The organism is Sulfurovum sp. UBA12169, from assembly GCA_002742845.1.
Lineage (GTDB): Bacteria > Campylobacterota > Campylobacteria > Campylobacterales > Sulfurovaceae > Sulfurovum.
Window position 1 is genome coordinate 78,259 of sequence record DLUH01000005.1, and the last position, 26,328, is coordinate 104,586.

At 39.8% G+C, this 26,328-nt stretch carries 29 protein-coding genes; 10 read left to right on the forward strand and 19 right to left on the reverse strand.

Annotated elements, in window-relative coordinates:
- Positions 1 to 70 precede the first annotated feature (70 nt).
- The 3 genes from CFH81_05310 to rpsR are packed head-to-tail and all read left to right on the forward strand — an operon-like array spanning position 71 to position 1,264.
- Positions 71 to 469 carry a 30S ribosomal protein S6 gene (locus tag CFH81_05310; protein ID DAB39650.1) on the forward strand — a complete coding sequence of 133 codons (399 nt, stop codon included), beginning with the start codon at positions 71 to 73 and terminating at the stop codon, positions 467 to 469.
- A 21-nt stretch (positions 470 to 490) separates the two neighbouring features.
- The gene (locus tag CFH81_05315; protein DAB39651.1) at positions 491 to 991 is read left to right on the forward strand and encodes a single-stranded DNA-binding protein; all 501 of its coding nucleotides are present in this window, start codon (positions 491 to 493) and stop codon (positions 989 to 991) included.
- A gap of 9 nt (positions 992 to 1,000) precedes the next feature.
- Positions 1,001 to 1,264 (forward strand): 30S ribosomal protein S18, encoded by a 264-nt coding sequence (rpsR, locus tag CFH81_05320; protein DAB39652.1) that lies wholly within the window; start codon positions 1,001 to 1,003, stop codon positions 1,262 to 1,264.
- Between the two features lie 68 nt (positions 1,265 to 1,332).
- Here the strand turns inward: rpsR and CFH81_05325 are convergent, their stop codons facing one another.
- The 18 genes from CFH81_05325 to yajC all read right to left on the reverse strand — a co-directional run bounded on the left by CFH81_05325 (position 1,333) and on the right by yajC (position 18,329).
- On the reverse strand, positions 1,333 to 2,073 hold the full coding sequence (locus CFH81_05325; protein ID DAB39653.1) for a methyltransferase type 12: 741 nt from the start codon (positions 2,071 to 2,073) through the stop codon (positions 1,333 to 1,335).
- Positions 2,033 to 2,656, reverse strand: a complete 624-nt coding sequence (locus tag CFH81_05330) for an ATP phosphoribosyltransferase (protein ID DAB39654.1) — start codon at positions 2,654 to 2,656, stop codon at positions 2,033 to 2,035. The genes CFH81_05325 and CFH81_05330 overlap by 41 nt, the downstream gene beginning before the upstream one ends.
- Before the next feature lie 61 nt (positions 2,657 to 2,717).
- A complete protein-coding gene (locus CFH81_05335) occupies positions 2,718 to 3,356 on the reverse strand; it encodes a pantothenate kinase (GenBank protein DAB40432.1) in 639 nt (212 codons plus the stop codon).
- A 13-nt stretch (positions 3,357 to 3,369) separates the two neighbouring features.
- On the reverse strand, positions 3,370 to 3,702 hold the full coding sequence (locus CFH81_05340) for a hypothetical protein (protein DAB39655.1): 333 nt from the start codon (positions 3,700 to 3,702) through the stop codon (positions 3,370 to 3,372).
- An 18-nt stretch (positions 3,703 to 3,720) separates the two neighbouring features.
- The gene (locus tag CFH81_05345; GenBank protein ID DAB39656.1) at positions 3,721 to 4,536 is read right to left on the reverse strand and encodes an integrase; all 816 of its coding nucleotides are present in this window, start codon (positions 4,534 to 4,536) and stop codon (positions 3,721 to 3,723) included.
- A gap of 68 nt (positions 4,537 to 4,604) precedes the next feature.
- Positions 4,605 to 5,618 carry a hypothetical protein gene (locus CFH81_05350; GenBank protein ID DAB39657.1) on the reverse strand — a complete coding sequence of 338 codons (1,014 nt, stop codon included), beginning with the start codon at positions 5,616 to 5,618 and terminating at the stop codon, positions 4,605 to 4,607.
- Positions 5,618 to 6,196 carry a hypothetical protein gene (locus CFH81_05355; GenBank protein ID DAB39658.1) on the reverse strand — a complete coding sequence of 193 codons (579 nt, stop codon included), beginning with the start codon at positions 6,194 to 6,196 and terminating at the stop codon, positions 5,618 to 5,620. Before CFH81_05355 ends, CFH81_05350 begins: the two co-directional genes overlap by 1 nt.
- A 69-nt stretch (positions 6,197 to 6,265) precedes the next feature.
- Positions 6,266 to 6,709: a ribosomal-protein-alanine N-acetyltransferase gene (locus tag CFH81_05360; GenBank protein DAB39659.1), complete on the reverse strand. Its 444-nt coding sequence runs from the start codon at positions 6,707 to 6,709 to the stop codon at positions 6,266 to 6,268.
- The gene (locus CFH81_05365; protein DAB39660.1) at positions 6,706 to 7,686 is read right to left on the reverse strand and encodes a ribonuclease HII; all 981 of its coding nucleotides are present in this window, start codon (positions 7,684 to 7,686) and stop codon (positions 6,706 to 6,708) included. Before CFH81_05365 ends, CFH81_05360 begins: the two co-directional genes overlap by 4 nt.
- Before the next feature lie 125 nt (positions 7,687 to 7,811).
- The gene (locus CFH81_05370; GenBank protein DAB39661.1) at positions 7,812 to 10,034 is read right to left on the reverse strand and encodes an endonuclease MutS2; all 2,223 of its coding nucleotides are present in this window, start codon (positions 10,032 to 10,034) and stop codon (positions 7,812 to 7,814) included.
- A gap of 62 nt (positions 10,035 to 10,096) precedes the next feature.
- Positions 10,097 to 11,410, reverse strand: coding sequence for a UDP-N-acetylmuramate--L-alanine ligase (locus CFH81_05375; GenBank protein DAB39662.1), 1,314 nt, complete (start codon positions 11,408 to 11,410; stop codon positions 10,097 to 10,099).
- 2 nt (positions 11,411 to 11,412) lie between these two features.
- Positions 11,413 to 12,003 carry a hypothetical protein gene (locus CFH81_05380; GenBank protein ID DAB39663.1) on the reverse strand — a complete coding sequence of 197 codons (591 nt, stop codon included), beginning with the start codon at positions 12,001 to 12,003 and terminating at the stop codon, positions 11,413 to 11,415.
- A gap of 1 nt (position 12,004) precedes the next feature.
- The gene (locus CFH81_05385) at positions 12,005 to 13,129 is read right to left on the reverse strand and encodes a hypothetical protein (GenBank protein ID DAB39664.1); all 1,125 of its coding nucleotides are present in this window, start codon (positions 13,127 to 13,129) and stop codon (positions 12,005 to 12,007) included.
- Positions 13,130 to 13,189: 60 nt separating this feature from the next.
- Positions 13,190 to 14,872, reverse strand: coding sequence for a D-alanyl-D-alanine carboxypeptidase/D-alanyl-D-alanine-endopeptidase (gene dacB / locus CFH81_05390; GenBank protein ID DAB39665.1), 1,683 nt, complete (start codon positions 14,870 to 14,872; stop codon positions 13,190 to 13,192).
- 144 nt (positions 14,873 to 15,016) lie between these two features.
- Complete coding sequence (locus tag CFH81_05395; GenBank protein DAB39666.1) at positions 15,017 to 15,355, reverse strand: hypothetical protein; 339 nt, start codon at positions 15,353 to 15,355, stop codon at positions 15,017 to 15,019.
- Between the two features lie 145 nt (positions 15,356 to 15,500).
- Positions 15,501 to 16,472: a protein translocase subunit SecF gene (gene secF, locus CFH81_05400; protein ID DAB39667.1), complete on the reverse strand. Its 972-nt coding sequence runs from the start codon at positions 16,470 to 16,472 to the stop codon at positions 15,501 to 15,503.
- 2 nt (positions 16,473 to 16,474) lie between these two features.
- Complete coding sequence (secD, locus tag CFH81_05405; GenBank protein DAB39668.1) at positions 16,475 to 18,052, reverse strand: protein translocase subunit SecD; 1,578 nt, start codon at positions 18,050 to 18,052, stop codon at positions 16,475 to 16,477.
- On the reverse strand, positions 18,039 to 18,329 hold the full coding sequence (gene yajC, locus CFH81_05410; GenBank protein DAB39669.1) for a preprotein translocase subunit YajC: 291 nt from the start codon (positions 18,327 to 18,329) through the stop codon (positions 18,039 to 18,041). Before yajC ends, secD begins: the two co-directional genes overlap by 14 nt.
- A 28-nt stretch (positions 18,330 to 18,357) precedes the next feature.
- On the opposite strand from yajC, the gene CFH81_05415 reads away from it, so the two are divergent.
- From CFH81_05415 to CFH81_05440, 6 genes are all read left to right on the forward strand, one after another.
- The gene (locus CFH81_05415) at positions 18,358 to 19,623 is read left to right on the forward strand and encodes an apolipoprotein N-acyltransferase (protein DAB40433.1); all 1,266 of its coding nucleotides are present in this window, start codon (positions 18,358 to 18,360) and stop codon (positions 19,621 to 19,623) included.
- A 31-nt stretch (positions 19,624 to 19,654) separates the two neighbouring features.
- The gene (gene yidD / locus CFH81_05420; protein ID DAB39670.1) at positions 19,655 to 20,014 is read left to right on the forward strand and encodes a membrane protein insertion efficiency factor YidD; all 360 of its coding nucleotides are present in this window, start codon (positions 19,655 to 19,657) and stop codon (positions 20,012 to 20,014) included.
- A 71-nt stretch (positions 20,015 to 20,085) separates the two neighbouring features.
- Positions 20,086 to 21,105, forward strand: coding sequence for a dihydroorotase (locus CFH81_05425; GenBank protein DAB39671.1), 1,020 nt, complete (start codon positions 20,086 to 20,088; stop codon positions 21,103 to 21,105).
- Positions 21,106 to 21,195: 90 nt separating this feature from the next.
- Positions 21,196 to 22,116, forward strand: a complete 921-nt coding sequence (gene cysK, locus CFH81_05430; protein ID DAB39672.1) for a cysteine synthase A — start codon at positions 21,196 to 21,198, stop codon at positions 22,114 to 22,116.
- A complete protein-coding gene (locus CFH81_05435) occupies positions 22,109 to 22,696 on the forward strand; it encodes a hypothetical protein (GenBank protein ID DAB39673.1) in 588 nt (195 codons plus the stop codon). Before cysK ends, CFH81_05435 begins: the two co-directional genes overlap by 8 nt.
- Before the next feature lie 16 nt (positions 22,697 to 22,712).
- Positions 22,713 to 23,165, forward strand: a complete 453-nt coding sequence (locus tag CFH81_05440) for a hypothetical protein (protein DAB39674.1) — start codon at positions 22,713 to 22,715, stop codon at positions 23,163 to 23,165.
- Between the two features lie 19 nt (positions 23,166 to 23,184).
- Here CFH81_05440 and CFH81_05445 read toward each other — a convergent pair whose 3' ends face one another.
- Positions 23,185 to 24,087: a LysR family transcriptional regulator gene (locus CFH81_05445; GenBank protein DAB39675.1), complete on the reverse strand. Its 903-nt coding sequence runs from the start codon at positions 24,085 to 24,087 to the stop codon at positions 23,185 to 23,187.
- A 161-nt stretch (positions 24,088 to 24,248) separates the two neighbouring features.
- Here CFH81_05445 and CFH81_05450 point away from each other — a divergent pair, with 161 nt between their 5' ends.
- Positions 24,249 to 26,315, forward strand: coding sequence for an ATP-dependent DNA helicase (locus CFH81_05450; protein DAB39676.1), 2,067 nt, complete (start codon positions 24,249 to 24,251; stop codon positions 26,313 to 26,315).
- Positions 26,316 to 26,328: the final 13 nt, after the last annotated feature.

Consider the following 26,328-nt stretch of genomic DNA (forward strand, 5'->3'; position numbering starts at 1 on the left):
CAAAATTCTTGCTCATTTTTGGACAGTGAAAAATACTGATAAAATGGGCTACTAAACCAAAAGGAAACACATGAATTGTTATGAAACACTGTTTGTAGTTAAACCTACACTTACAGAAGAAGAGATTGCATCACAAATCACTAAAGTGAAAGATGTTCTTGCCAAAGAAGGCGCCGAGCTTGTGGCTACTCAAGATATGGGCATGAGAAGACTTGCTTATCCTGTAGAAAAAAATAACAGAGGGTACTATACTGTTCTTTACTTTAAAGCAGCGGGTGCAGTCATCCAAGAGCTTGAAAGAAATCTTAGAAACAATGAAGACATCATCAAGTTTTTGACCGTAAAATATACCAAACAAAGAGAAGTAGCACAATTTGACAAACTTGTAGCAGCAGCAAGCAGAGGCGCAAGCCAATCAGCTAAAGTTGAAGAAGCGGCTCAAGTTCAAGAAGAAGCAAAAGAAGCGTAATCGCACTTTAGGAGCACCCTTATGTACAACAAAGTTATTTTAGCAGGAAACCTTACCAGAGATATAGAAATCCGATACACCCAAGGCGGTTCGGCTATTGGAAGCACGGGCGTTGCGGTCAGTAGAAAATTCAAATCGCAAACGGGAGAACAAAAAGAAGAGGTCACATTTGTCGATCTTACCTTTTTCGGAAGAACTGCTGAAATAGCCAATCAGTACCTCCATAAGGGAAGCAAAGTTTTAGTAGATGGAAGATTGAAGCTTGACCAGTGGACAGCTCAGGACGGTTCAAAAAGAAGCAAACACTCTGTGATCGTAGAAAACCTGCAAATGATAGGCGGCAAAGACGATACGCAGACAAATAGCGGATACGGAAGTAACGGATACGACAGTACCGAATCAGAAGAATTCTATGCTGCACCGACAACTCCGTCGGCACCAAGACCCCAAGCTGCCCCAAGACAAGAATCTGTATCCAACATCCCAGAAATCGACATCAGTGAAGATGAAATACCGTTTTAGGAGAACACCATGCAAGAAAGAAGAAAATTCAAAAAAAGATTTTGCAAATATTGTGAAGCAAAAATAGATTTGATCGACTATAAAGATATAGCTCAACTTAAATTTTCACTCAGTGAAAGATTTAAAATCATGCCAAGAAGATTGACAGGCAACTGCAAACATCACCAAGAGATGGTAACTATTGCTATCAAAAGAGCGAGACAAACTGCGCTTATTCCTTATATCGTAGATAGAAAGAATGTAGTTGAATCTCCGCTTGATATGATCAAATAAATAACACACTGCACCATCATCCATCATTTTTGATGGATGATGTTTCTGTAAAAATATATTTACATTTTTTACTGCTTATTTTTTTCAAAAACAAGAAATTTCTTATCTGCCCTATCCATTTCATACAGAGTAACCAAATCACTGCTTACCAGCTTTAAACCGCTTAGCTTCATGATCTCATCGACCGTATGATAGTATTGCGTAATCGTCTCTTGGGATTTTTTAAAATGCGTACCCTCTTTTTCAAAAAGAGTAAATTCAGACACATATTTGTTTGCTTCAAAATCGCTGTCTATCGTTAAAAATCTCTCTTTATCATCAACGACATAAGAGCCCACTGCCACGTCTTTAAACCCATACAGCGTGTTGATATCGCAAAGAAAAAAACCGCCTTCATTCAAATGCGCAGAGACGCAGGTTAAAAAACGCGCAAGAGAAGGTTTATCCAAGTAGTTTAGCATATCAAATACAGCTGTGATAACATCATATTTGTCTTTAAGTTCACAAAGATCGATACATGTTGCATCTATCCCTTTTTGGGAACTTTTTTGAACCATCAAGGGACTAAGATCAATACCCTTGGGTGACATGATGCCCAAAGCCTCTTGCATCTGAAGCAAAAAATCGCCCGAACCGCATCCCACATCCAGAAGTGAATCAAAATTAACACCGGTCAGAAAAAGAAGATAGTGTGCATAAAGCCGAGGAGCCGCTTCTTTGACTCCCAAAAGATCTTCTACTTTGGCATAAAGATCGAGCGAAGAAGCACTATTCTCCACGACTTTGTACCACCTCTTTGATCTTTTCATACAAAGAAAAGATCTCTTTTTTCTTTGCATAAAAACTATTTTTGTTAGAGATAAGGTGCGCCGAAGAGTCCATAATATCCTCTGCTACCTTCAGTCCGTTTTCTTTCATTGTACTTCCGGTTTCTACAATATCCACAATGGCATCTGCAAGCCCGACCAGCGGAGCAAGTTCAATAGAACCGTAAAGCTTCACCACTTCTACCCCTACTGCTTTTTGAGCAAAATAGTTTTTAGTGATATTTTCCATTTTCGTAGCCACTTTTATGTGAGGGCGCGACCAATCAAGTTCATCTTCATTTTTGATCCCTATGGCTACCTTACATTTTCCCAAACGCATATCAAGAAGCTGGATGATATCCAATTCTTTTTCAACGATGACATCAAGCCCTACAACTCCTAAATCCGCTGCGCCATGTTCGACATAGGTAGGTACATCTTGATTGCGTACGTTTAAAAAACGAAATCCACCTCTCTCAAAAATAAGTTCTCTGCCTTCGAATTTAAATTCTCCGCCGAAAATCTCTGCAAAAATCTCCAATGTCTCTTCGGCTATCCTGCCTTTTGGCAATGCAATGGTTAACATCTTTTATATCCTTATGCAAATCAAACAATCCCATAGCTAAACTGCTTTGAAAGCATTCTATTTATTGTTTGTTGTTGTTCTTTATTGATTGCACATCAAGTGCATTTTGCATCCCCTTAAAAACCAAAGCTTCATCAAAAACAGCTTTTTCAAAAAATGAAGAAAGAACTCTTCCGTCACCTCCTGTTATATAAAGCGTTTTATCCTGACGGTGTTTATCTATGAGGGTTTTTATGGACGCGATTATACCATAGCTTATCCCATCTTTAGTTGTTAACGGAAGTTCATGCAGATCAACTGCGCTGTTTAATGGGACATCTAAAACACCGGAGATGGATCTGTATGCCTGGAGGTATGCATTAAGCCCCGGCAGGATAAACCCTCCCCTGTACTTTCCTTCTTCTACCACATCCACCGTAATTGCTGAACCGGCATCAACAAAAATTCCCTCCCGATGACTCAAGCAGAGTGCTTTTCTGTCTACGCCCATTGTGCCATAAGCTCCGGCAAGCTTCATTTTGATTGAGACATTGTGCCATGCCGGGATATTGCTTATTTTTTCCTCCAAAGCATGTTTTACGCAAATGTAATAAATATTTTCTTGATGATACTTTGCTATAGCTTCCTCATGAGAGAGATGTATTACGGTCTTGCCGTCAAAAAGATGAAAATAACTGTTTCCGATATCTGCCAAAAACATTTTCTCTTTATAGTTATGCATTTTCCTGCCAAACCTTCCAGCCGCACTCTTCAAGAAAAGCTTTTGCTTTTGAACATAAAGGCGCCTTAATAAAAATATTTTTTTTTGTTATCTTGCTGCCCAAATGACTTTCAAGTTTTTCATGCAAAAAAATCAGCGTCTGGGCTTCTTTTTTAATCACCCGGCTTTTTTTTTCCAAATACATTACCGCCGTATAATAGGTTTTTAAATCCACTCCCAAATAAATCTTTACATGTTTGCGTGAATTGAGTGTTTTTGGGCTGATCTCTTTGAATGATTTGAAAATCATATTTTTCTTTTGCAGGCAGTCAACTATTGTTTTCATTTTTGTATCATAGCAAAATTACGCAAGAGGATGGAAGCTTCGCATCGTATCGGCAAGGTTTTGTTTTTGAATATGGGTATAGATCTGCGTTGTCTCCAGCGAACTGTGTCCCAGCAGTTCTTGGACTACACGCAAATCTGCTCCTCCAATGATAAGCGATGTAGCAAAAGAATGACGAAGGACATGCGGAGATACGCCCAAATATTTTTTGACGATCTTAAAGGCAGAGATACGGCTCAATTGTTCTGATTTGTAGTTTAACCAAATATGGCTGTTGCTTAAATGCTGGGCCTTAAGATAGTTTTCCAGAGCGCTTAAAGCAATAGGCGCTAAAGGAACCATGCGCTCTTTTTCTCCTTTGGCAAACCGAATTTTCAGCCAACCTTCGACAATATCACTGCGCTGCACGCTTAATGCTTCAGAAATACGGCAACCGCTTGCATACAAAAAAAGGATCAGGGCATAATCCCTTAACCCCATAAGCGTACTTCTGTCTATGTGTTCAACTGCTTCCAGTATCTCTTTGTGATCTAAATATTTGGGAAGATTTTGAGATATTTTTGCCATAGGGATCTTGATAACTTCATGCGAAAAATTTTGGAGATGACAAAAATGAAAAAAAGTGTTGATGGCCGAAAGTTTACGATTGAGCGTACGTTTGTTTTCAAAAGCAGCTAAAAATTTTAAGACGTCGGAGGTGTTCAGAGCCGTAAGGGATTTTTGGGTCTTTTTTTCGAGCTGCTTAAGATCGCTGAGATAAGAAGAAACCGTGAGTGCATCCAACGCTTTTGTCACGCCGATATATTCTTCAAAAGCCGTAAGCAAATCACTCATCCTGCACCCATTGACCGTTTAAAACATTTTTTGGCTCACATCCTTAAAAAGTAAGCCAAAAAATGATATTAGTTATAACTCAATTTAGAAAGCTCGACCACATCACCGTCTTTATAAAGTTTTTTACCTGTGATAAAAGCAGGATCTTTCACGCTTCCAAGATCATAAATTTTATATTTTTTCAGGTCATTGGAGAGTACGATCAATGAACCTTGCTGATCTAAAGCGTATACTTTTCCGTCAAATGCTGCAGAAGCTGAAAAATGTGCAAATTTAAATTTGTTGTGCGCAATTTCCTCTAAATTTGTATTGAATTTTTTAATTTCACCTTCTTTGGTGAAAAGATAGATATAGCCCTTGTCAATACTTACTTCCGAAATATTGGCACGATGCTCATTTTTGCCTTCTGTGTCCAAGGTAATAAGTGTTTTTGGTGTAGCGGATACCATCGTATTGTCCATGCGAGAAAGGTACATCACATTGTTAAATGCCTTGGCGCTGCTTATGTAAACAACTTTTGCATTCTCCGGGTCAGCAGGATTGACAATAATCAATTTGCCATCAAGCATAGGCATGACAGCAAGATTGTCTATAAACATAGGGGTTGCGGCTCTTGTATCTATGGCGAATGTCTCTTCGGACCGGCTTTCAAATATTTTTTTGTTATTGGATATCTCATAAATACCAAATGTATTATTGTTTAAAACATAAGTAATTATATCGTTTTGAATACCCGCAGAGACCACAGGAACGTGAAGCGCTATGGCGCGTACGGTTTCTTTGGTATTTTTATCAATCACTTTTAATACACCTTCGGAATTCGCTGCTAAAGCATAAGAAGCACTTTCGCTTAAATATCGATAATCTTCTCCCATCTGGATACCGCTAATCCCTTGCTTGCCGATATATTGACCATTTTTAAGCGTAGCACCGTCACGGCTCAGATCGACAATACTGCTTCCAAACGAATGCGAAACGCTTGATGCAGAAAACGTCTCTTTAGGCTCAAAATACTGTTTGCTTGTGCATCCGGAAAAAAAGAGTGCCGCTAACGATAGGGCAACAAGTGATATTTTTTTCATTACTTTACCTTTATGATAGAATGTTTAAGGAGCGATGCAAATAATCCGATTGAAGAGCGTTCATCAATGCTCTCCAGCTGTGTTCTGGCTTGTTTTGCATCCCCGGCTTTAATTGCAAGATAGGCAGATTCCAGCAGCGCCATCTCTTTATATAGTACCGAATCTGTACTTTCATTGGCCAATACTTTTTGCGCATACTTGCTTGAATCGGCTATCACTTCATTTTTACTTTGAGACAACGGCACCAAAGCATTTACATCATTTTTCTTTACAGCCTGGGCAAAAGAAAAAAGTTCAAAAAGAGTTGGATTGGTATCTTTAAGCGTTTGAAGCGCTTGAGCATCTTCAGGATTGGCCTGCAATGTCAAAAATGCTTCATTTGCTTTTTGAAGCGTTGCTTCATTCATGGCATTAACCACAGTTTTGCCTGCGAAAAAGACCAAAAGTATGATCACTGCACCCCAAATTATTGTTTTATATTTTTTATATACTTTTTCCAATTTAAAGGCAGAAACAAGTATCTGCTCGTCACTGCTTAATTCTTTTTTAGCCTGATCTATACTCTCTGAAATACTCACAGCATTCTCCAAAATTAAAATTAGACTATTATATCAAAATGGGATTAAAGGTTAGTTATACATAAAGCTTCATGCCGGCACATTTGATCTGTACATATAGTATGCGCTACTTCCGTCCAGGTAAAAGGAAGGCAACTCTTTTTTGATAACAAATCCAAATTTTTGATAAAGTTTAATTGCAGAAACATTATCCAAGCGAACTTCCAGTGCCATACGATTATATTTCTTGTCATCATATGCACCCAAAGCCTTTTCAATAAGCTTTTGAGCAATATGCTGACCTCTAAACTCTTCTATAACAGCGAGAGAATGAATTTTAAGTGTTTTTTTGATTCTAAACAGCAGGATGTATCCTACTATTTTTCCATCATCTACTGCTTTTAACAATAGATTTTTTTGAATGTGATAATAAAATGCGTGTAGCGAAAGAGGATAATTACTAGAAGTAAAGACCTCTTGTTCTAAAGCATAAAGGGCTTTAGCATCTTTGGAAACTGCTTTTTGAATTATCATTTTTGATAAAGTGTATATTTTGGAAGTAGTCGATAAGGCCGATAGGACATTTTAACTTTTTTGAGATTTTCGAATCCCATATCATCTCCGACATTGATATAAGTGACACCAAACATCTCTTTGAGAATTTTTGAAAATTCTCTAAAAATAAACTGTGCGCACCCTAGTATTTTAAAATCAGTTTTTTCAATAATGACACTTGCAGTAGTATCGTTAATTTTTTCTCCCACAGTAAAACCCTTACATTCTCCTCCTATATAAAGTATAATCCCAAAAAGATCTAATTTTCTATAATACTGTATCATTCTTTTGATCGCTTGTCTTTCTAGATAGATCCCTTCTAAAAAAATATCTGCTTCTTCTTTGGGCATATATTTAATACGATCAGCTATCCATTTATTGAAAAGATCGATAATATCTTTACCATGGATATCCGGATCCAAAACCATGATCTCGTGGTCGGGATAAGCTTTTTTGAATTTGTTGATCTCGTTTCGTTTTGTATGATATGAATTACCTTTAAGTTCTATGAGATCATCTGCTTGATAGATATAATCGACAAGTTTTTTTTCAATAATAAAATCGTCAAGCATTTCAAAAATAAAGGTCCCCTCTTCAAGGTGATCGACAAAATCTTCCAACATTGTCTCATCTATATACTCTATCTTAGAGTAATATCGTGAAGTATTATTTTTATTCATAATTCCAAAACAGTTAATAATCGCTTTATAGACATTTTTCTTGTCTCCCAAGGGCGGCAAGGGCATCGTAAGCTCGCTTCCTGTCATACTGAAAAGACAAAACGTATCCTCTATGATCGCATAAAAACCGCTTGCACTCGAAAACCAAATAAAATTTGCAGCAAAAGTATAGTCGCTGCTGTCTACCTTGAGTTCTTTAAGATAATTTTGCATCATAGCTTTTACCTCAAGACCAAAAGGCTTAAGTGTAAAACCGCCTATTTTCAATTCGGGCATACACGTCTCCTCTCACCTTTAAATAAGTGTGCAATTGTATAATAAAATTGACTTTTCTATAGCCATACTTTAGGATATTTATCAATGAAATTCTATAAAAAACTAGATGCCAAACAGACGGTAGTTTACAATTCAACGATTGTGATTCCTAAGTTTCCGGGCATACGGTAAAATTTTTCTATCTTTGGATGATTTTTCAAATACTCCGTGATGAGTTTGGCAAGCACACCGCTTCCCGTACCGTGGATAATCTGCACTTCATTCAGCCCGTTCACCAAAGCATCAGAGAGAAATTTATCTACTTTTGCTATGGCTTCATCGGCGTACATTCCTAACACTTTTACTGAAACACTTGCGCCTGTTCTTTGTACGGTAACATCCGTTTTTTTAGATTTTGGTATCGTTTTGGTCTGCGGAGTTTCACCTGCTTTTTTAAGCTGATTGAGCGGCACTCTCATCTTAAGGCCGTCCACGATGATCGTCGCGTCATTGCCTCGAACCGAAAGCAGTTGCGCTTTATGGGAACGGTATTTGACCTTGTCTCCTTCTTTGAGGGGCTCTTTCGCTTCTAGTTTTACCTCTTTGGATGTAAATGTTTTACGCTGATATGCCTCATTGAGCAATCGTCTCCCTTCGGTAGACTCTTTGGCCTTAAGTGCTTCTTGTGCTTTTTTTGTAGCCGCATTGTAACGATTTTCCAAAGTAGCGATTGCTTTTCTGTGGCTTTCTTGAAGCTTTGCTTCTTCTTCTTGAAGCTTTTGTTTCTGCTTTTCAATCGCAAGAAGCTTTTCGTCTATGCCGGCGATCTTTGTACGCATCTCTCGTTCGAGAGAAGTGGATTTCTCGATCAACTCATTAAGATTTTCCTTATCCTCTCCGTAAACCTCTTTGGCTTTGGCGACAATAGCAGGAGGGATACCATAACGTTCTGCAGTCTCAAAAGCATAACTCTTGCCGATACTCCCTTGCAAAAAAGTATATGTAGGCCTACGCATGGCTTCATCATAAAGTGCAGCGATCAACTCCACCTCATCATCACTCGCCATCAAAGAAGCCAAACGCTTATGGTGTGTTGTAACAATGAAGGTGATACCCCTTTTTCGCAGCTCGTCAAGCATAACACGGAACAAACTGGCAGCCTCGTCACTGTCTGTCCCCAACTCTATCTCATCAACACCTACTATCGCATCTTCTTTGCCAAAAAGCTTCGCAAACTCGACCATACGGCCCGCAAAAGTAGAAATATCATTTTTGACCGACTGAGGATCATCAATGACTGCTTCGATACTCTTATAATGCCCTACTTCTGTTCTGGAAGCATCGCACTTAAAAGGCAAAAGATATTTACTCATGTACACGGCACTCAGCATAGATTTGAGCAGCATGGTTTTACCTCCGGCATTCACTCCGGTCACCAGCATAATTTTTTTATTCAGATCCATCGTGATGGGCATAGGATTGTCAATAGCAGGATGGGCAAAATCTTGCAATTTAATACGTTTTTCTTTGCCCGGAAGGACAAACTCATACTCATTGGCCCTGGCAAAACTCACGCGCGCCTGATAGTGGTCAAACCTGTCATACTCTTTATTGATAAACGAAATAAATCGCTCCCACTTGAAAAAAGTCGCAGAAATTTTCTTACAATAGCGATAGATCAGCTCCTCTTTGCCGCTGAGAAGCGCTGCTTCTTTCTCTTTGAGATGAGAGATACTTTGGGGAATGATATAAAAATACCCCCCGGCACTTCTGCCTGCCACTGTCGCTTTTATAACGTTATTAAACCCTCCGCGCGCCAAAAGTGTCTCTTCGCCGCCATTGAAATGGACTTGAGAATCCACCAAATAGGGCAATAATTTACTTGAGTGGGCCAGCTTATAGAGTGTCTCTTTGATCTGTGCCTTATTTTGCTTGATGGCTCTTTCCAGATCAAAAAGTTCGGGATCACGCTCGGCATTGATCTGTCCATCATCGGCAAAGTATCCTATAATCTCACTCATTTCTTGAGGTATTTGAATACTTTTTATCCATGAAAAAAGCGGTTCAGGCAAATCAAGTACTGCAAGGGTATTAAAATAAGACAACATTTTCACAAAAGCATAAATTTCATCCAAGGCAAGCACGCCTTGTTTTTTGACAAGGGTTATTTCTCTGTCAAGATTTGGTACATCATAAGGAGGAGGAAATTGCACATCACAAAGCGCCTTGATATAACGGTAATGCTGATTGATATCCCCCATCATTACAACCGATTTTTCTCTGGCAAAAAATTGTTTAAACCTGGCAATATAACCGTCTAAGTCAAGTTTTTGGATGATGGATTTTTCACTGTGTTGCTGTGCTGACACCTCGTATACACCTCGATATTTTTATTGGGATTATAGCATCTAAACTGCTCAAATGAGTAGATTTAAGCTTCACCGCGAATCTGATAGGTGATATCCCCCGCTCCAAAGGCTGCAATAAGTCCATCGCTATACTCTTTAATCACATGTCCCTCTTTGATAACTTTTACCGCGCCATCTTCTTTGGTGATTTTGTCTGCCATAGTAAGATTGTATTTGGAAAAAGCGCCTTTAAGGTCTATCTCTACTTCCAGTTCTCCTGCCGACCAGATAGGAAGAATCACCAGTTCATCTGCTCCTTCAAAACACTCCACAAACCCTTGAAGGTTGTCCATGGTTCGACTGTATTTATGCGGCTGCCAAATAATATAAAGCTTATTGAATTCTCTTAGTTTGGCATAAGTCTTAAGTGAGGCTATCGTCGCTTTGATCTCTGTAGGATGGTGTCCGTAGTCATCTATCACCACGCAGGAAGTTTTATTTTGCACAATATCAAAACGTTTTTTGATCCCTTTGTAATGTCTTAAATTACAACGGATATCTTCAATGTTTTCGCCCAGCTGCAATGCCGCAAAAACAGCCAATGCCGCATCAGTAGCAATATGCATACCAAACCCAAGCACTTCAAAGGCACCCAGATTTAAAAGTTCAAATTTAGTATAGGGCTCGCCGTTGACCAAAATGAACTCCATATGGGTAATATCTTTTGAAGGATAGAGCCTGACCGCATCCATATCTAAGGAGGAAAGAAATGCATCTTCGGCATTGATTATACGGATCTTTGCCAGAGAGAGAAAATGTTTATATGCATTGTAAAAACGCTCTTCATCGTATCCGTAATATTCCATGTGTTCAGGCTCCACGTTGGTGACTACCGCCAAATAAGGATTGGAGTTAAGAAAACTCTCATCACTTTCATCAGCCTCAAATACCACTTTGTTGTTGGCGCAATGGCGCACGTTGGAACCAAACTCTTTGCTGATGGCTCCAATCAATGCATTAGAATCTGGAAGAAGAGAGGCAAGCATTGCCGAAGTCGTACTTTTTCCGTGTGCCCCGCCCACAGCATACACCTCTTTTTCTCCAAGGATAGACTTTAAGGCCTCTTTGCGCGAAAGCAGTTCTATGCCAAGCAGTTTGGCTTTTTGATATTCAGGATTGGTAGGCCGCACTGCGGCAGAGTAAATAACTCTGTCTACCCCTTCTACTGCATCTTCATGGTGAGGTATCGTGATTTTTGCGTCAAAATTCATTGCCAAATCATTGGTAATTTCTGTTTGCTTGATATCCGAACCCGAAATCTTATGTCCGTCATTTGCTAAAAATTTTGCCAATGCCGACAATCCTATGCCGCCAATACCGATAAAATGAATTTTCACAATCAATCCTTTGCCAAGACTTTTAACTCTTCTTTTGCTTCTTGTACATATTTTGCAAACATTGTAAGCAAAATATCTGTAGGCTGCGTAAAAGTTTGAATGAAAAAAGCAAGCGGATCCTGCACATCCACGGCATCTACGTCTACAAGATTTTCAATAAAATCATCAAAACTATGGCCCGCCATCACTGCGCATGCATGCACCATCATTGCATCTTTTAGCGCCTGATGATTGACAGTGTGGTACAAAATCAAAAAAATCTCCTTCGCGCCCTTTTTATCATTTTCGCTATAGCGCTGAATGCCGTGCTCGTAGATCGCTCTTGCAGTGGCAAGATCTTCTGGGTCATTCATATCAAAAGCTTTTTGTATAGAAAGATTTTCTGCAAGTTTATCGAACGCTGTATTGACGATAAAAGTAAAAATCTCATTGATATCATCTTCACCGGCTTCGATGATAAGATTTGCATCAAGAAGCTGATACCCTTTGGCGATACTGTTTTCATCTACCATCTCTTTTTCCAACATTTTAAGGTTTGCTAAAAATGTTTCATCTTTTTTGAGTTCTTCTATATGTATCTCCGGGGTTTCCATCTTATTGCTCCAATGCTAATTTAATTCTTTTGAGTGCCTGAACGGTTTTGGCCTCTTCGTACACCAATGCCAACCGTACATACCCTTTTCCTTCTTCTCTGCGTCCGAGAAAAGAGCCCGGAAGCACCTTAAGGTTGTAATCTTTATACAGTTTGACTGTAAAACCAATCTCATCTTCAACTTTCAACCAAATATAAAAAGTTGCTTCAGGCATCTCTAGTCCCAGTATCTCTTTGGCTGATTGAAAGTTTTTTTTATATTTTTCTCTGAATGTATCTACATGCGCCTGATCTGCCCAGGCGGCGGCAGCAGCATATTGCAGCGGCAAAGGAGACGCGCACCCCACATAGGTACGGTAAACCATATATTTCTCAAGGATCTGCTTATCCCCTGCAATGAATCCGCTTCTTAAGCCGGGAGCGGATGACCTTTTGGAGATAGAATTGATTACCACTATATTTTTAAACTCCTCATTGCCCGCTTCGATACTGGCATTCAACAAAGAAGGCAAAGGCTTGTCTAGATAAAGATCTATATAGCACTCATCGTTAAGCAAAACAAAATCGTGCTTGAGTGCCAACCCAACCCATCTCTTGAGAGCATCCATGTGCATTGTAGAAGAAGTAGGATTATTGGGTGAATTTAAAATAACCAAATCCGCTTTTTGCAACGTTTCTTCATCTACTTCGGGTTGAAAATTGTTTTGGTTATTTAAATTGAGATAAAAAACCTCGGCACGGCTCGCTTTGGCTGCACCCTCATAAATCTGATAAAAGGGGTTAGGGAAAACCATAACCGGATCTTCGATATCATGCAGCAAAAACTGAGGAAAGTTAAAAAGCACCTCTCTGGTTCCAAATGTAGGAATGATCTGTGCATTATTCAAAGACAAATCAAAACGGTTGCGAAGATAAGCAAATATTCCTTCGCGTAAAATATCTTCCCCTGCTGTCTTAGGGTACTTATTGAGCAGTGCTGCACTGTTGCAAAGTGCCTCTAAAATGAATTGGGGGGTATCAAACTGGGGTTCGCCTATCGTTAAACTTAAAGGCTCATATGCGAGATTGGGGGTAACGCCCTCAAGCAGTTGATGTAATTTTTCAAAGGGGTAGGTTTCAAAATTCATTTACACTCTGTCTTTTTGAATGAATTATACCGTAGATGGTGTTAAGATTTGAAAAATACTCTACAACTTTACGATAAACGCTCCGCGGTTAATTTTTTGCCTTATATCTCCCAATGCGCGTTTAGCACTTGATTCGTCGCCATAAGGTCCTACAATTACCCTATAAATGCTTTGATGAAGCACTCTATAAGAAAATCCTGCTTTTTTGATACGTGCCAAATAAGCTGCCTTGGGTGTCTGCGCAAAAGAACCTACCTGTACGCCATACCCTTGGGGTATATTTATAGGAGCTGCGGGTTGTATGTTTTTTTGTACATATTTTTCAGAAATACGCTGCGGGGCTGCTTTGGGCTTGCTTGTGCCCTTTGCCAACCATTGAATAATCTCATTTTGCAACTGATTCGCCCTCCAGTTGCCTTTATTGCTGTTGACTAAAATTACGACATTATAAAGCTTTCCTGCCCTATTTTTGACATACCCTGCAATATTTTTCACGCGCTTAAGCGTACCTGTTTTCATCCATGCATGCTTACTGACTATCGTGCCGCCAAAACGTCTTTTTATTGTGCCGTCTACCCCCGCAACAGAGAGCGTATCTCTCCATCTTTCTCCGTATCTCTCATAAGCACCCTCCAAAACATCAGACAAAAGTTTGGCATTGAGTTTTGAAATTCGCGACAGACCGCTCCCGTTATCGATTTGTAAAACTTCGCTTTGTAAAGTTTTTTTGTTTTTCAAGATAGTCACAATGGCGCTTCTTCCTTTGCTCAGCGTAGCAGGAGCACCGTACATTTTTGCGCCAAGCAAAAGCAAAAGATGGCGAGCATAAAGGTTGTTGCTGTCTTTTGCCGTAGTTGAAACGATCTCTTCAAGGGGTTGCGAATAATGAGTAAAAAGGATATGGGCGGAGGAGGGGACTTTTTCTAGCTTAAGACCCCCCTGCACTTTAATTCCCGCCTTCAAAAGAGCATCTTTTAGTGCATAATAAAATGATTTGTACGGTTTTGTAATTACTTGTGAAATCCTGCGTTCTCCGCATCGTTGAGATATTTTTCCCTGCAGCAAAACAGAAGGGACTGTTTCAGTTTTGTCTATTTTAACAATCGGCCATGAATATCTGCCTTCGCATGGCACATTGATTCGCTGCAAACGATTGACAATCTTATAGCTGCGGTCAACGCTTTTTTGGATTACGCTGTTTTTATTCGGCGCTACGCAAATGGTGCTTATGCGCTCGTTAAACATCATGGCATCCGGCATTGCATTATAAGGACTGTATATATTCTCGTCAAATCCGGAATTGTCTTTATTTCCTACTTTGAAATAACTGCGATCTATAAGAATGCTTCCTCCGATCTTTCGTATCCCTTTTTTGTTTATCTCATTAATGATCTCAGGCAAATCATCTGAAGAAAGGGTTGGGTCGCCAAAGCCTTTTACTATCAAATCCCCATGCAAAACTCCGTTCTTAAGAATGCCTGTGGTATAAAATTGTGTAGGCCAACGGTAATCAAATCCCAAACTTAAAATAGACGCATAAGTTGTTACCACCTTGATAACAGAGGCAGGCGTCATGGCTTTATGGGCATTATAAGAAGCAATGACATCACCCCCCACCTCTTTAATATAAACACTTACTTCATTTTTTGCAATGCCTGATTTGTTTATCTGCTGCTGCACTTCAAGAGGAAGTGTTGCATGCAAACAAAACGTGATTGCCAAGTAGATAACGATATGCTTCAATTTCTTTCCTTATAAGCCATTGCCAGTCCTCACATTGCTTCTTATAGAACAATTCTTGGTGTCCGATATTTAAGCACATAAATCCTTTTTTGCCTTTGTCAAAGCATTTTCAGGATCCGGCGTTTTTTCTATGGACAACACTATTTAAAAGTCCGCTTTCTCTTTGGCACTTTCGATCATAGAGATAAAAATCGTATAAAGATTTGCTACCACTGCACCGATAACCAATCCTGTCGCCATAGGTTCGTTACCATAAAACTTCAATGCAAAAAAAGCCGGGATAAGATGCAAATCGGCTACCAAAGAGCCTGCCAAAAGTTCGGCTGAGAGTATATTTCTTACCCCGATTTTCAAAATCGTAGAGATGACATTGACGCTTCCCGCTACAAACAGCGCTACCAACGAAGATTCGTACAAAAATGCTGCCGATGTCGTCAAAGACATCAATGTAAAAAAGATATAAAAAACTTTACCCCAATTCATCTGCGCTTCCTTTAAATTTCAAACTCCAAAACGAATTTTGAATGACGTATTTGGTTTTATTCTTTTTTCTTGTATCCGGGCAAAGCCCGTCTGCAATTCACCGCACTAACGCTTCGGCTTTGCCGAGATAAAAAATGCTTTTAAATTATAGCGTACCCTGCTCATACATTTGACGCATTTTTTCTTTCTCTTTCTCTCTTTTAAGTTTTTGAGCTGCTTTTTCTCTAAAATCAGAAACAGAAAAACCAAGCCATATTAAGAGCGGAGATGCTATAAAAATAGAAGAGTAGGTACCAACCATGATTCCTATCATCAACGTGAAACTGAATCCTTCAATGATCTCTCCCCCAAACAAAAAGAGAGTCCACACTACAAGCAGAGTCGTCAAAGAAGTAAGTGTGGTTCGTGAAAGGGTGCGTGTAACTGACTCATTGATGACTTCAGAAAGCTCTGGAGCTTTGAGTGATAAGATCTCCTCTCTGATACGGTCAAAAACGATGATTGTGTCGTTAATCGAATAACCGAGTATGGTAAGTATTGCCGCAAGGGTATCAAGATTGACTTCGATATTTAAAAGCACTATCGCACCCATAGCGATAGTCACGTCATGGGCCAAAGCAAGTACGGAAGCAAGTGCAAAGCGCCACTCAAATCTAAAGGAAACATAAATAAGAATTCCCAAAATGGCAAGCACCATTGCCATAAGTCCTTTTTCTCGAAGCTCTGATCCTACTTTTGCGCCGACCATATCCACTCTTCGCACGCTAAAAGTGCCAGTATCTTTGAGCAGCGCGGCTACTGCATCTCCCGCATCCTTGCCAAGCGACTGCGAGCTTGTTTTTGCACGGATCACGATCTCATCTTCGCTGCCAAAATAGGTTACACTTGCGCCCTCATAAGCTTTATCTGAGCTGATTGCTTTTCTTACTTCGCCAATGGGGGCTTTGCCTTCATACTGTATCTGGATCAGTGTTCCGCCTGCAAAGTCAATACCGTAATTGAACCCCTTGGTAAAAATAAGTCCAAGAGAAAGAAATACAACTACCAATGAAAGCAAACCGAAACGCTTGCTGTATTTCATCAATGCAAATGCTTTTTTATATTTAAAAACTTCCATGGCTATCTCTCCCCTGCTTTTATGCCAAACCAGAAACCAAGTTTTTTCTGGTTTATTTTAGGCAATATCCATTGATAAATGCCATGCGTACCCGCAATGGCGGTAAACATTGAAGCTAAAATACCGATACTCATCGTTAAAGCAAATCCTTTAATCGCCCCTGTACCATAAACATAAAGCACTATAGCTGCAACCAACGTTGTCACATTGGCATCCAAAATGGATGTAAAGGCATTACTATAACCATTTTCAATCGATTTTGCTACGGATTTTCCTTCGCGAAGCAACTCCCTGATGCGCTCAGAGATAATAACATTGGCATCTACCGCCATCCCTACCGTCAAAACAATACCCGCCATACCCGGAAGCGTCAACGTTGCTCCAAACAGCGACATAATCGCCAAAATCAAAAATAAATTTCCTATCAATGCGATATTGGCAACAATCCCTGCCATCCCATAATAAAACACCATAAAAATAACCACTAAAACAAATCCGAATGCCAAAGCAATAGAGCTGGCCTTGATACTGTCCGCGCCCAAGCTGGGACCGACTGATCGCTTCTCTTCTACAAAAACCGGGGCAAGCAAAGCGCCTGAACGTAGTGCAATGGCCAAATCGTGTGCTTCAGGAATTGTAAAGTTGCCTGAGATCTGCACATGACCTCCTCCGATACGCTCCCTTATAACAGGCGCCGAATAAACTTTGTCGTCCAACACAACTGCCATGCGCTTTCCAACGCTTTTGGCTGTAAAGTCTCCAAAGATTTTAGCCCCTTGCCCATTAAGCGTAAAATTGATCACGGGCTGATTGTTTTCATCAAACCCTACTTTTGCATCGATAAGCATCGAACCGTCAAGTACAGGAATCTGATGAAGCAGGTAGCGTTCAGGGGTATTGACATCGGTTAAAATCACATCCCCGTAACTTCTTGCTTCATTTTCGCTCATCGTCTCCACTCTCGCGATTCTCTCTTCATCTACAGCCATAAGCTGCAAGTGTGCCGCTCTTGCTATCAGATCACGGATACGCTGCTCGTCCTCTTGTGTTTTGATACCGGGAACCTCCACGAGGATTTTATCTTCGCCCTGTTTGGCTACCGTAGGATCTGCCAAGCCAAACTCATTGAGCCTGCCGCGGATAGTATCAACAGCCTGGCTGATCGCATTTTGCTGAGTCTGAAGCACTTCTTCTTCTGTCATCATCACAGTAAATTTTAACCCATTTTCATTCAGCACAATACCCGGGATCTCTTTTTTAAGCAATGCTTTGGCTTTTTCTATATCATCACCATCAAGAAGTTCAAACGTGATTTTTTCTCCCTCTTCTATGTGCAAACCATCAAAAATGATCTCTTCATCATCAAATGTATACTTTATGCTCGCTGCTATGGATTTCAATTTTGATTCAATGGCTATTTCACTCTTTACACCAAGAAGCATATGAAGACCGCCTTGCAAATCAAGCCCGAGGGTGATTTTTTTACCGCTTTGGCTTTGCATTAACGAAGGAATAGAAAACACTACTCCGAAAATAAGTGCAAATACAAAAAGTATTACCCTGTAATTAAGCGTTTTCATTGGCCACTTCAACCTTTTTCGCCACAAAAGCCCTATCTAGTTTGACAATGGTGTCATCATTTAGTTTGATTTTGATAAAATCTTCTTCAGGTTTTACAATCTCAGCGATAAGGCCCCCGCTGGTGATAATCTTATCGCCCTTGGCAAGGCTTTCAAGCATTTGTTTGTGTGCTTTCTGCTGTTTTTGCTGTGGTCTGATAATCAAAAAATAGAAAATCGCAAATAAAATGATCAATGGTAAAAATGAACCAATCATGCTACCTTGTTCTGCTCCCATAGGAATCCTTTTGAGTAATTTTTTTAAAATGAGCCAATATTTTAACACCTTTGTGCTAACAAGAGGCTTTTTCATAGCCTTTTTGGGATCTTTGTTTATCTACCTTGATGCGTGGGGCATTTCATCTCCCGCGCTCAATACCGTATGCGGGGTTGCAGCTCTGTATTTTCTGCTCAAAGAAGAACAAAAGGTATGGTTTTGGGCAGGATTTTTTATAGGAATCTTTTGGTTTTGGTGGATCAGTCTTAGCTTCAAACACTATGGTATGATTTGGGCAATTCCCTTTGGTATTTTGATTGTTTCGCTTATTTACGGTCTGCTCTTTTGGTCTATAGCCTTTATTGCAAATAAAATCGCTGCTTTGCTCTCTTGGAATTATGCTGTCTCTTCTTTGGCCTTCAAAACATTGGGGCTTTTAGGACTAAGCTATATTCATCCTTTCGGTTTTGACTGGCTAAAACCAGAATTGATGTTTACCAATAGTTATTTAGGGATTCACAAATGGCAATTTGCCGTCATTGTTTTGTCTTTGAGCTTTATAATACTAAAAAGGCATCCTGTCTTTTTAGTATTGATCTTTTTTTCTTATCAGTCCGTCAATCACATACCTCACAGTATTCCTTCTGACATACAGATAGTATCCACACGAGTTCCCGTAGAAGACAAATGGAAAGAGACCTTGCACTTCGGGCAGTTCAAAACTTTTTTAACATTGATAGATGAAGCGATTGATGCAAAAAAATCCCTTATCATACTGCCCGAGTCTGTATTTCCTGTTTTTCTAAATCATTCCCACGATTTGCTTGAAGAGCTGACAAAAAGAGCACAGAAGATAAACATCGTCGCAGGTGCGCTTTACTGGAACGGGAAAGTGCCTCACAACTCTGCTTATATCTTTACGAAAAACGGAGTACAAGTAGCCAACAAAGTGCTTCTGGTGCCTTTTGGCGAAAGCAATCCTTTGCCTGATTTTTTAAGCAATTGGGTCAATAAAGTCTTCTATGACGGTGCGGTGGATTATCAAGCAAGCAAAGAGATGAGCGATTATGCCATCCAAAACAGTACCTATCGCAATGCCATTTGTTTTGAAGCAACCAGCGAAAAACTCTATGAAGGAAATCCTAAACAGATGATAGTTCTAAGCAACAACGGCTGGTTTGTTCCTTCTGTTGAACCTGCACTCCAAAAGATTTTGTTACAATACTACAGCAAAAAATACGGTACCACCATCTATCATAGCGTAAATATGTCTGATGCCTATATGGTCAAAAAGGGCATAGTGACAAAGATCTAAACAATAAGACTCAATACAATAAGGAATTCTTATGAAGAGCGGTACAAAATTCTGGATACTCCCCATCAAGGGGTATCAGTACATTTCAAAAATGCTGCCGGCAAATTGCCGTTACTATCCCACCTGTTCAGAATATGCCAAATGGCAATTTGAATTCAATACTCCCCATAAGGCCCTCATGGCAAGTACATTGCGTATACTTCGCTGCAATCAGCTCTTTGCCGGAGGCATAGACTATCCGCTTATCAGCTTTATCCCTCCCAAGACACCCGTGCCACTCAAGCCGGCTCCATACACTTACAAAATCAACATACACTATTGGCTTGTGCCTAAAAATAACCAACATTACTATGTAGTTAAACAGTTCTCCTCGCGTCCAAATCCTGTCTAGACTCTCTTTTACTCATTTTTAACAAAATATGTGGCATACTCGGATCCTACTATTGCACAGAAGGATTTTACATGTCACTCATACTCCATTCTCCTCTCGATATGCATCTGCACCTAAGAGACGAAAAAATGCTCGAAAACATCGCACAAGCAAGTGCGCATACATTTTCAGGCGGACTTATTATGCCTAATCTTGTACCGCCCGTGAGCAGCAAAGAAGAGATCATTGCATATAAAAATCGCATTTTAAAAGCTATTGGAAAAGAAACATTTACCCCCTATATGACACTTTTTTTCAAATCCGCATACGATAAAACTTTTCTCGAGAGCGTGCGCGATGAAATTACAGCTATCAAGCTCTATCCTGCCGGTATCACAACCAACTCCGAAGGGGGAGTAAGCGGTTTTGACATAGAAGAGCTGCGGGGCGCACTGGAAGCAATGAGTGAACTTGATATCCCCTTATGTGTTCACGGGGAGACAAACGGTTTTGTTATGGATAGAGAAGCAGAGTTTGTGGCCATTTATGAAAAACTTGCCTCGGCTTTTCCAAAGCTTAAAATTATCATGGAACATATCACTACCAAAAAAAGCGTAGAAGCACTCGACAAATTTGAAAATCTTTATGCAACCATTACCGTGCATCATTTGATGATTACCCTTGATGATGTCGCCGGAGGGATGCTTAAGCCTCATCTTTTCTGCAAACCCATCGCTAAACGCCCTGAAGACAGAGAGGCTTTGCTCAGAGTAGCCCTAAACGCTCATCCCAAAGTCATGTTTGGTTCAGATTCAGCACCTCATCCTCAACACGCCAAAGAGTCTTGCGGTTGTGCGGCAGGTGTTTTTACTGCACCTATTGCCCTTCAGGTGCTTGCCGAACTTTTTGAAAAAAACGGTGCATCACAAGAAAAACTTCAAGCATTTATTCGCGATAATGCACAAAAAATCTACAACATCACACCCTTGCCTAAAAAGATCGTTTTAGAAAAGAAACCATTCAAGGTTCCTCAACTTTATAACGGAGTAGTCCCAATGTATGCAGGAGAAGAGATCGCTTACTCTATTAAAGAAGTCTACGATGGACAGTAATGGGGTTTTTGCACCACGTTAAAGACTTTTTACAATTTTGCAACACAAGACAACCTGTTGCTCAACTAATTACAACAAAAAGGAAAATGCATGATCGCCAATAGTATTGAAGAGCTTATCGGAAACACCCCCTTGGTCAAAATCAACTCTCTCTCAAAAATAAACGGGGCAACAATATTAGGAAAATGTGAATTTATGAATCCTACCTCTTCGGTCAAAGACAGGATTGCCTTTAATATGATCAACGAAGCGCTCAAATCTGGAGAAATAAACGAAGAAACAATCATCATAGAACCTACCAGCGGCAATACGGGTATAGGGCTTGCCGCTATCTGTGCTGCTAAAAAAATGAAGCTTATTCTCACAATGCCTGAGTCCATGAGTATTGAAAGGCGAAAACTGCTTGCGCATTTGGGCGCCAAACTGGTTCTCACGCCTGCTTCCGAAGGAATGAGCGGCGCTATTGCCAAAGCCGCTCAATTGGAAACAGAATTAAACAATGCGAGGGTCTTGCAACAGTTTAGCAATCCAAACAATCCTGACATCCATAGAAAAACCACTGCACTTGAGATATTGCATGATACCAAAAATAGTGTAGATATTTTTGTGGCGGCAGTCGGAACAGGGGGCACACTCACAGGCACTTCAGAAGTTCTTAAAGAGATAATTCCTGCGCTCCAGGTTATAGCCGTTGAGCCGAAAGCCTCATCGGTGCTCAGAGGCGAACCGGCAGGACCACACAAAATACAAGGGATCGGGGCAGGCTTTATACCCGAAATTCTCAATACTAAGATTTACGATGAAGTCATTGCCGTAAGCAATGAAGATGCATTCGCCATGTCTAAAAAAATGGCACAGGAAGAAGGATTGCTTATAGGGATTTCAGCAGGAGCAAACCTTGTGGCTGCCAATCTTCTTGCCGGTCGCCCCCAAAATAAAGGGAAGACTATAGTCACTATACTTTGTGACACTGCAGAACGCTATCTTTCTACTGAACTTTTTGATGCCTAAGCCGCTGTTTTTAGAGACCGTCAAGATAGAAGACGGACAAATTTTTAATCTCTCCTGTCATCAGGCACGTTTTGCAAAAACACGAAAGGATTTTTTCGGGATTGAACACAATCTTCTGCGTCTATCAAATGCAATAAATGCACCTGAAAAAGGCCTTTATCGATGTCGAATTCTTTATGACGAAAGAATACAAAATATTGAATATATCCCTTATGCGAGCAAAGAGATACGCACACTAAAGATCGTCTCTTCAAATCTTGACTATGCGTATAAATATGCAAATCGTGACCCGCTTTTGGCTCTGCTGGAAACAAATCCCGATGCGGATGAAGTTATTATTGAAAAAAATGGTTTTCTTACCGATACGACCATAGCCAATATTGCTTTTTACGACAGGGAAAAATGGTGCACCCCCTTAAACCCTTTGCTTCAGGGCACCACAATGACCAGACTGCTTGATCAAGGTTTTTTGCACCCGAAAGAAATCACAAAAGAAATGTTGCCCAGCTATACACATGTAGCTTTAATGAATGCTATGATAGGATTTAAGGTTATAAAAAATATAAACATTTTTTCATAAGGAAGAGTACAGCATTATGAATCTTTTTCAGACAAAAACATACCGCAACCTTATATCTGAACATCTTCGAAATACTATCACTTACCTGTTTGGCGAGGATCAAGCATTTGCACTTGCTTGCGAAACAAAATACATCACCTTTACGCCCCCATTACCCGTTGAAATTAAAAAAACATTTCATGAAACAGTACTTTTTATCATCAGCGGATATGCGTATGAAAGTGCTCAATTAGAAGGAGATTTTTTCTCTTTTGAAGCAGGATTCGGAAGTGAAAATTTCGGCTCAAAAGTCCACGTTCCGTTACTTGCTATCAAACAAGTTTTTGTAGGAGACGCGCCCATCGTGATCAATCTGGCAGAACCTGCAAGCAAAGAAGAGGCAAACCCGAAGAACACTTCAGTAGGCAGCTCGATGGAAGCATTGCTTAAAAATCCGGAAAATCAAAAGCTTCTCAAAAAAAAGAGATAAAAGCGCAGCTGCGCCTCTCTTAGCAGTGCCCGCCCATAATAAAATCAACCACTTGATCGACATAGGCATTGTGTTTATTCTCTTTAGAGTAAACAATATAAAAATTACGGTTCATTGTATAGCCTCTTAATCTTGCCTCAAAAAGCTCACCGGATGCGACATCGTCGGCAATGGCAAATTTAGAGATAATCGAAACAACCGGATGATCCACATCTTTTTTGCTTCTTTTGATTGCCTGAAGTACCGAAGTGGTATTGCTTACTTCGCTTAATACATTGAAATTTTTGCAAGATACGCCAAGTTCCTCAAAAACTTCAGTAATAACGCGTCTTGTATGCGATCCCTCTTCACGGCAAATCCAGCTATACTCATAGAGATCTTCTGTTTTAACGATTTTTGGCAGAGGTACATTGCTTACAAGTACCAATTCATCCTCCAGCCACTCTCTATAGATAAGATCATTGTCGAAAATAGGTGACTCAATAAGCCCTACATCCAATTTTCTGTCTTTAAGTTTTTCTATAATGCTTTTGCTTAAATCTACACTCAATTGGATGTCGTTATTGATCATCTTTCCGATACTGTTGAGACACTCGCCGGGAATTACGTATGTTCCTATGGTATAAGACGCCCCCAATTTAAAAGTAATCTCTTTATTGATAATCTTAAGAATATCCTGCTCTGAGATATGGATCTCTTTTTCCAGCCTTGTCGCTATTTTATAAAGTTCTTCGCCTTCATTGGTTAATTTAATGCCGTTTTTTTTGCGCTCTATTACCCTGACTCCCAAATATTTCTCTATAAATTTGATTTGTTGTGTCACTGCAGGCTGGGAAATGCCCAATTTGGCAGATGCTTTAGAAAAACTTCTCTCTCTTGCCACTGTTAAAAAAGTTTCAATCTTTACAAAATCTTTTAACATCATTTTTCCTTATTTTTATATTAAATTTAAAACTATTGAAATCATTATATCAAATTATACTGAAATAACTACATAACAAAACATTATTTTATATATTTATTTGTGGGCTTTAATAATTTTCACGATATAATTAAATATAATCAGAGGAGCAAAGTTAGCGTATGGAAAAGATTTTAAATGAACTCAATCCGTCACAGCGTGAAGCAGCAGAACACATAGATGGTGCAATGCTCATTCTTGCGGGTGCCGGCAGCGGAAAAACGAAGACACTCACCGCAAGACTTGCTTATTTGATCGGAGAGGTAGGTATTGATCCTGCCAACACGCTCACGCTTACTTTTACCAATAAAGCCGCAAGTGAAATGCGGGAGCGCGCATTGAAACTGGTAAAAAACAAAACATCTTATCCTCCATTGCTGTGCACATTTCATAAGTTTGGTTTACTTTTTTTAAAATTTCATATCGAAAAACTTGGAAGAAGCAATACTTTTGTTATTATTGACAGTGATGACAAGAAACGATTGCTCCGCTCTATTGCAAAAGAGTTAAAAATTGACCTCAATCTCTCTTTTGTTGCCTCTGAAATTTCAAAATACAAAAATTCTCTTTTGAATGCCCAAATTGTAACAGAAAAAGCAGAACTTCCGGACTACAAAAAAGTAGCTGCAATTTATGAGCGCTATCAGGCCAATATTGAAGAAAATAATCTTGTAGATTTTGATGATCTGCTGATGCTTACCTATAAAATACTTGACGAAAATGAAGACCTTCGCAAAGAGACCAGCTTGCGTTATCGCTATATTATGGTTGACGAGTATCAAGATACCAATGAATTACAATTTAGGCTTCTTGAGCATCTTGTGAGCGAACATGGAAACCTTTGTGTCGTAGGAGATGATGACCAAAGCATCTACGGATGGCGCGGAGCAAATATTCGCAATATTTTGGATTTTGCAAGCCACTTCAAGGAGACCAAAACGGTTAAGCTGGAAACCAATTATCGTTCTACCGAACCTATACTAAGGGCTGCAAATGCTCTTATAGAGCACAATTCAGCACGATTGGGCAAAAAACTTTTTAGCCATAAAGGAGAAGGAGTTGAAGTAAAACTGCTTCATTCACTGGACGAAGCCCATGAGGCCAAAGCAATCGCGCAAGAAATTCATACGCTCCTGGACAAAGGGGTCAATCCTGAAGAGATAGCTGTACTGTACCGGATCAATGCACTTTCCCGTTCCCTTGAAGAAGGTTTCAGCAAAGAGGGGCTTGGATTTAAACTCATAGGAGGTATGCGATTTTATGAGCGTGCTGAGATTAAGGATATTATCTCATGCTTTAGGGTATTGGCAAATCCTCATGATGATTTTTCACTCTTGCGTATTATCAATAAACCCAAAAGAGGTCTAGGCAAAGCCTCCATAGAAAAACTCCAAAAAGCCGCCCATGAAGAAAAACTTTCACTCTATGCTTTCATCCAAAAAAATCTTAAAACAAAACTTCCTGCCATTGTGAGCAAAAAGGTTGCAAATGCTTTGCGTGTGCTGCTGGAGGATATTCACGCCCTTCAAGAAGAAATAGCTGCCGCGCCGGGAAACTTTATTACTCTTTTCGAGGAGCGTATTAAACTTAAAGATCATTATGCGGGCATGATAGATGGGTTTGACCGTATTTTAAACATGGATGAATTCTACGGCTATTTTAGGGATTGTGTTGTAAAGAATCCTGATCTTACTCTCGATGAGTTTCTTAACGATATTACTTTACAAAGCGACCAAGATCAGCTGGAAGAAGATACTGTTGCCATCATGAGTATCCATGCGGCCAAGGGGCTTGAATTTGAGCATCTTTTTGTTATAGGTTTGGAGGAAGAGTTTTTTCCTTTGCTTGGCGAAGGATGCAACATGGAAGAAGAACGACGACTGGGATATGTAGCGATCACCAGAGCCAAATCCAATCTTACTCTGTGCTATGTGGATAGCCGTTTCTATAAAGGCCGTCGTAAAATGATAAATAAAAGCCGCTTCTTGGGTGAAGCAGGACTTATTCAAGATGCAAGCCTTAAGATTACCAAAGCTTCTGCTTTTAAAAAGGGAGATCTTGTAAAACACAAAATTTTTGGTATAGGGCGAGTACAGGCTGCCAACAAATCAGGAAAAGAATACAAGCTCCTTATTAATTTTGGCGGAAACAAAAAAGAGATACTAAGCTCTTTTGTACAAATTATTTAAGAACGCAGGATGA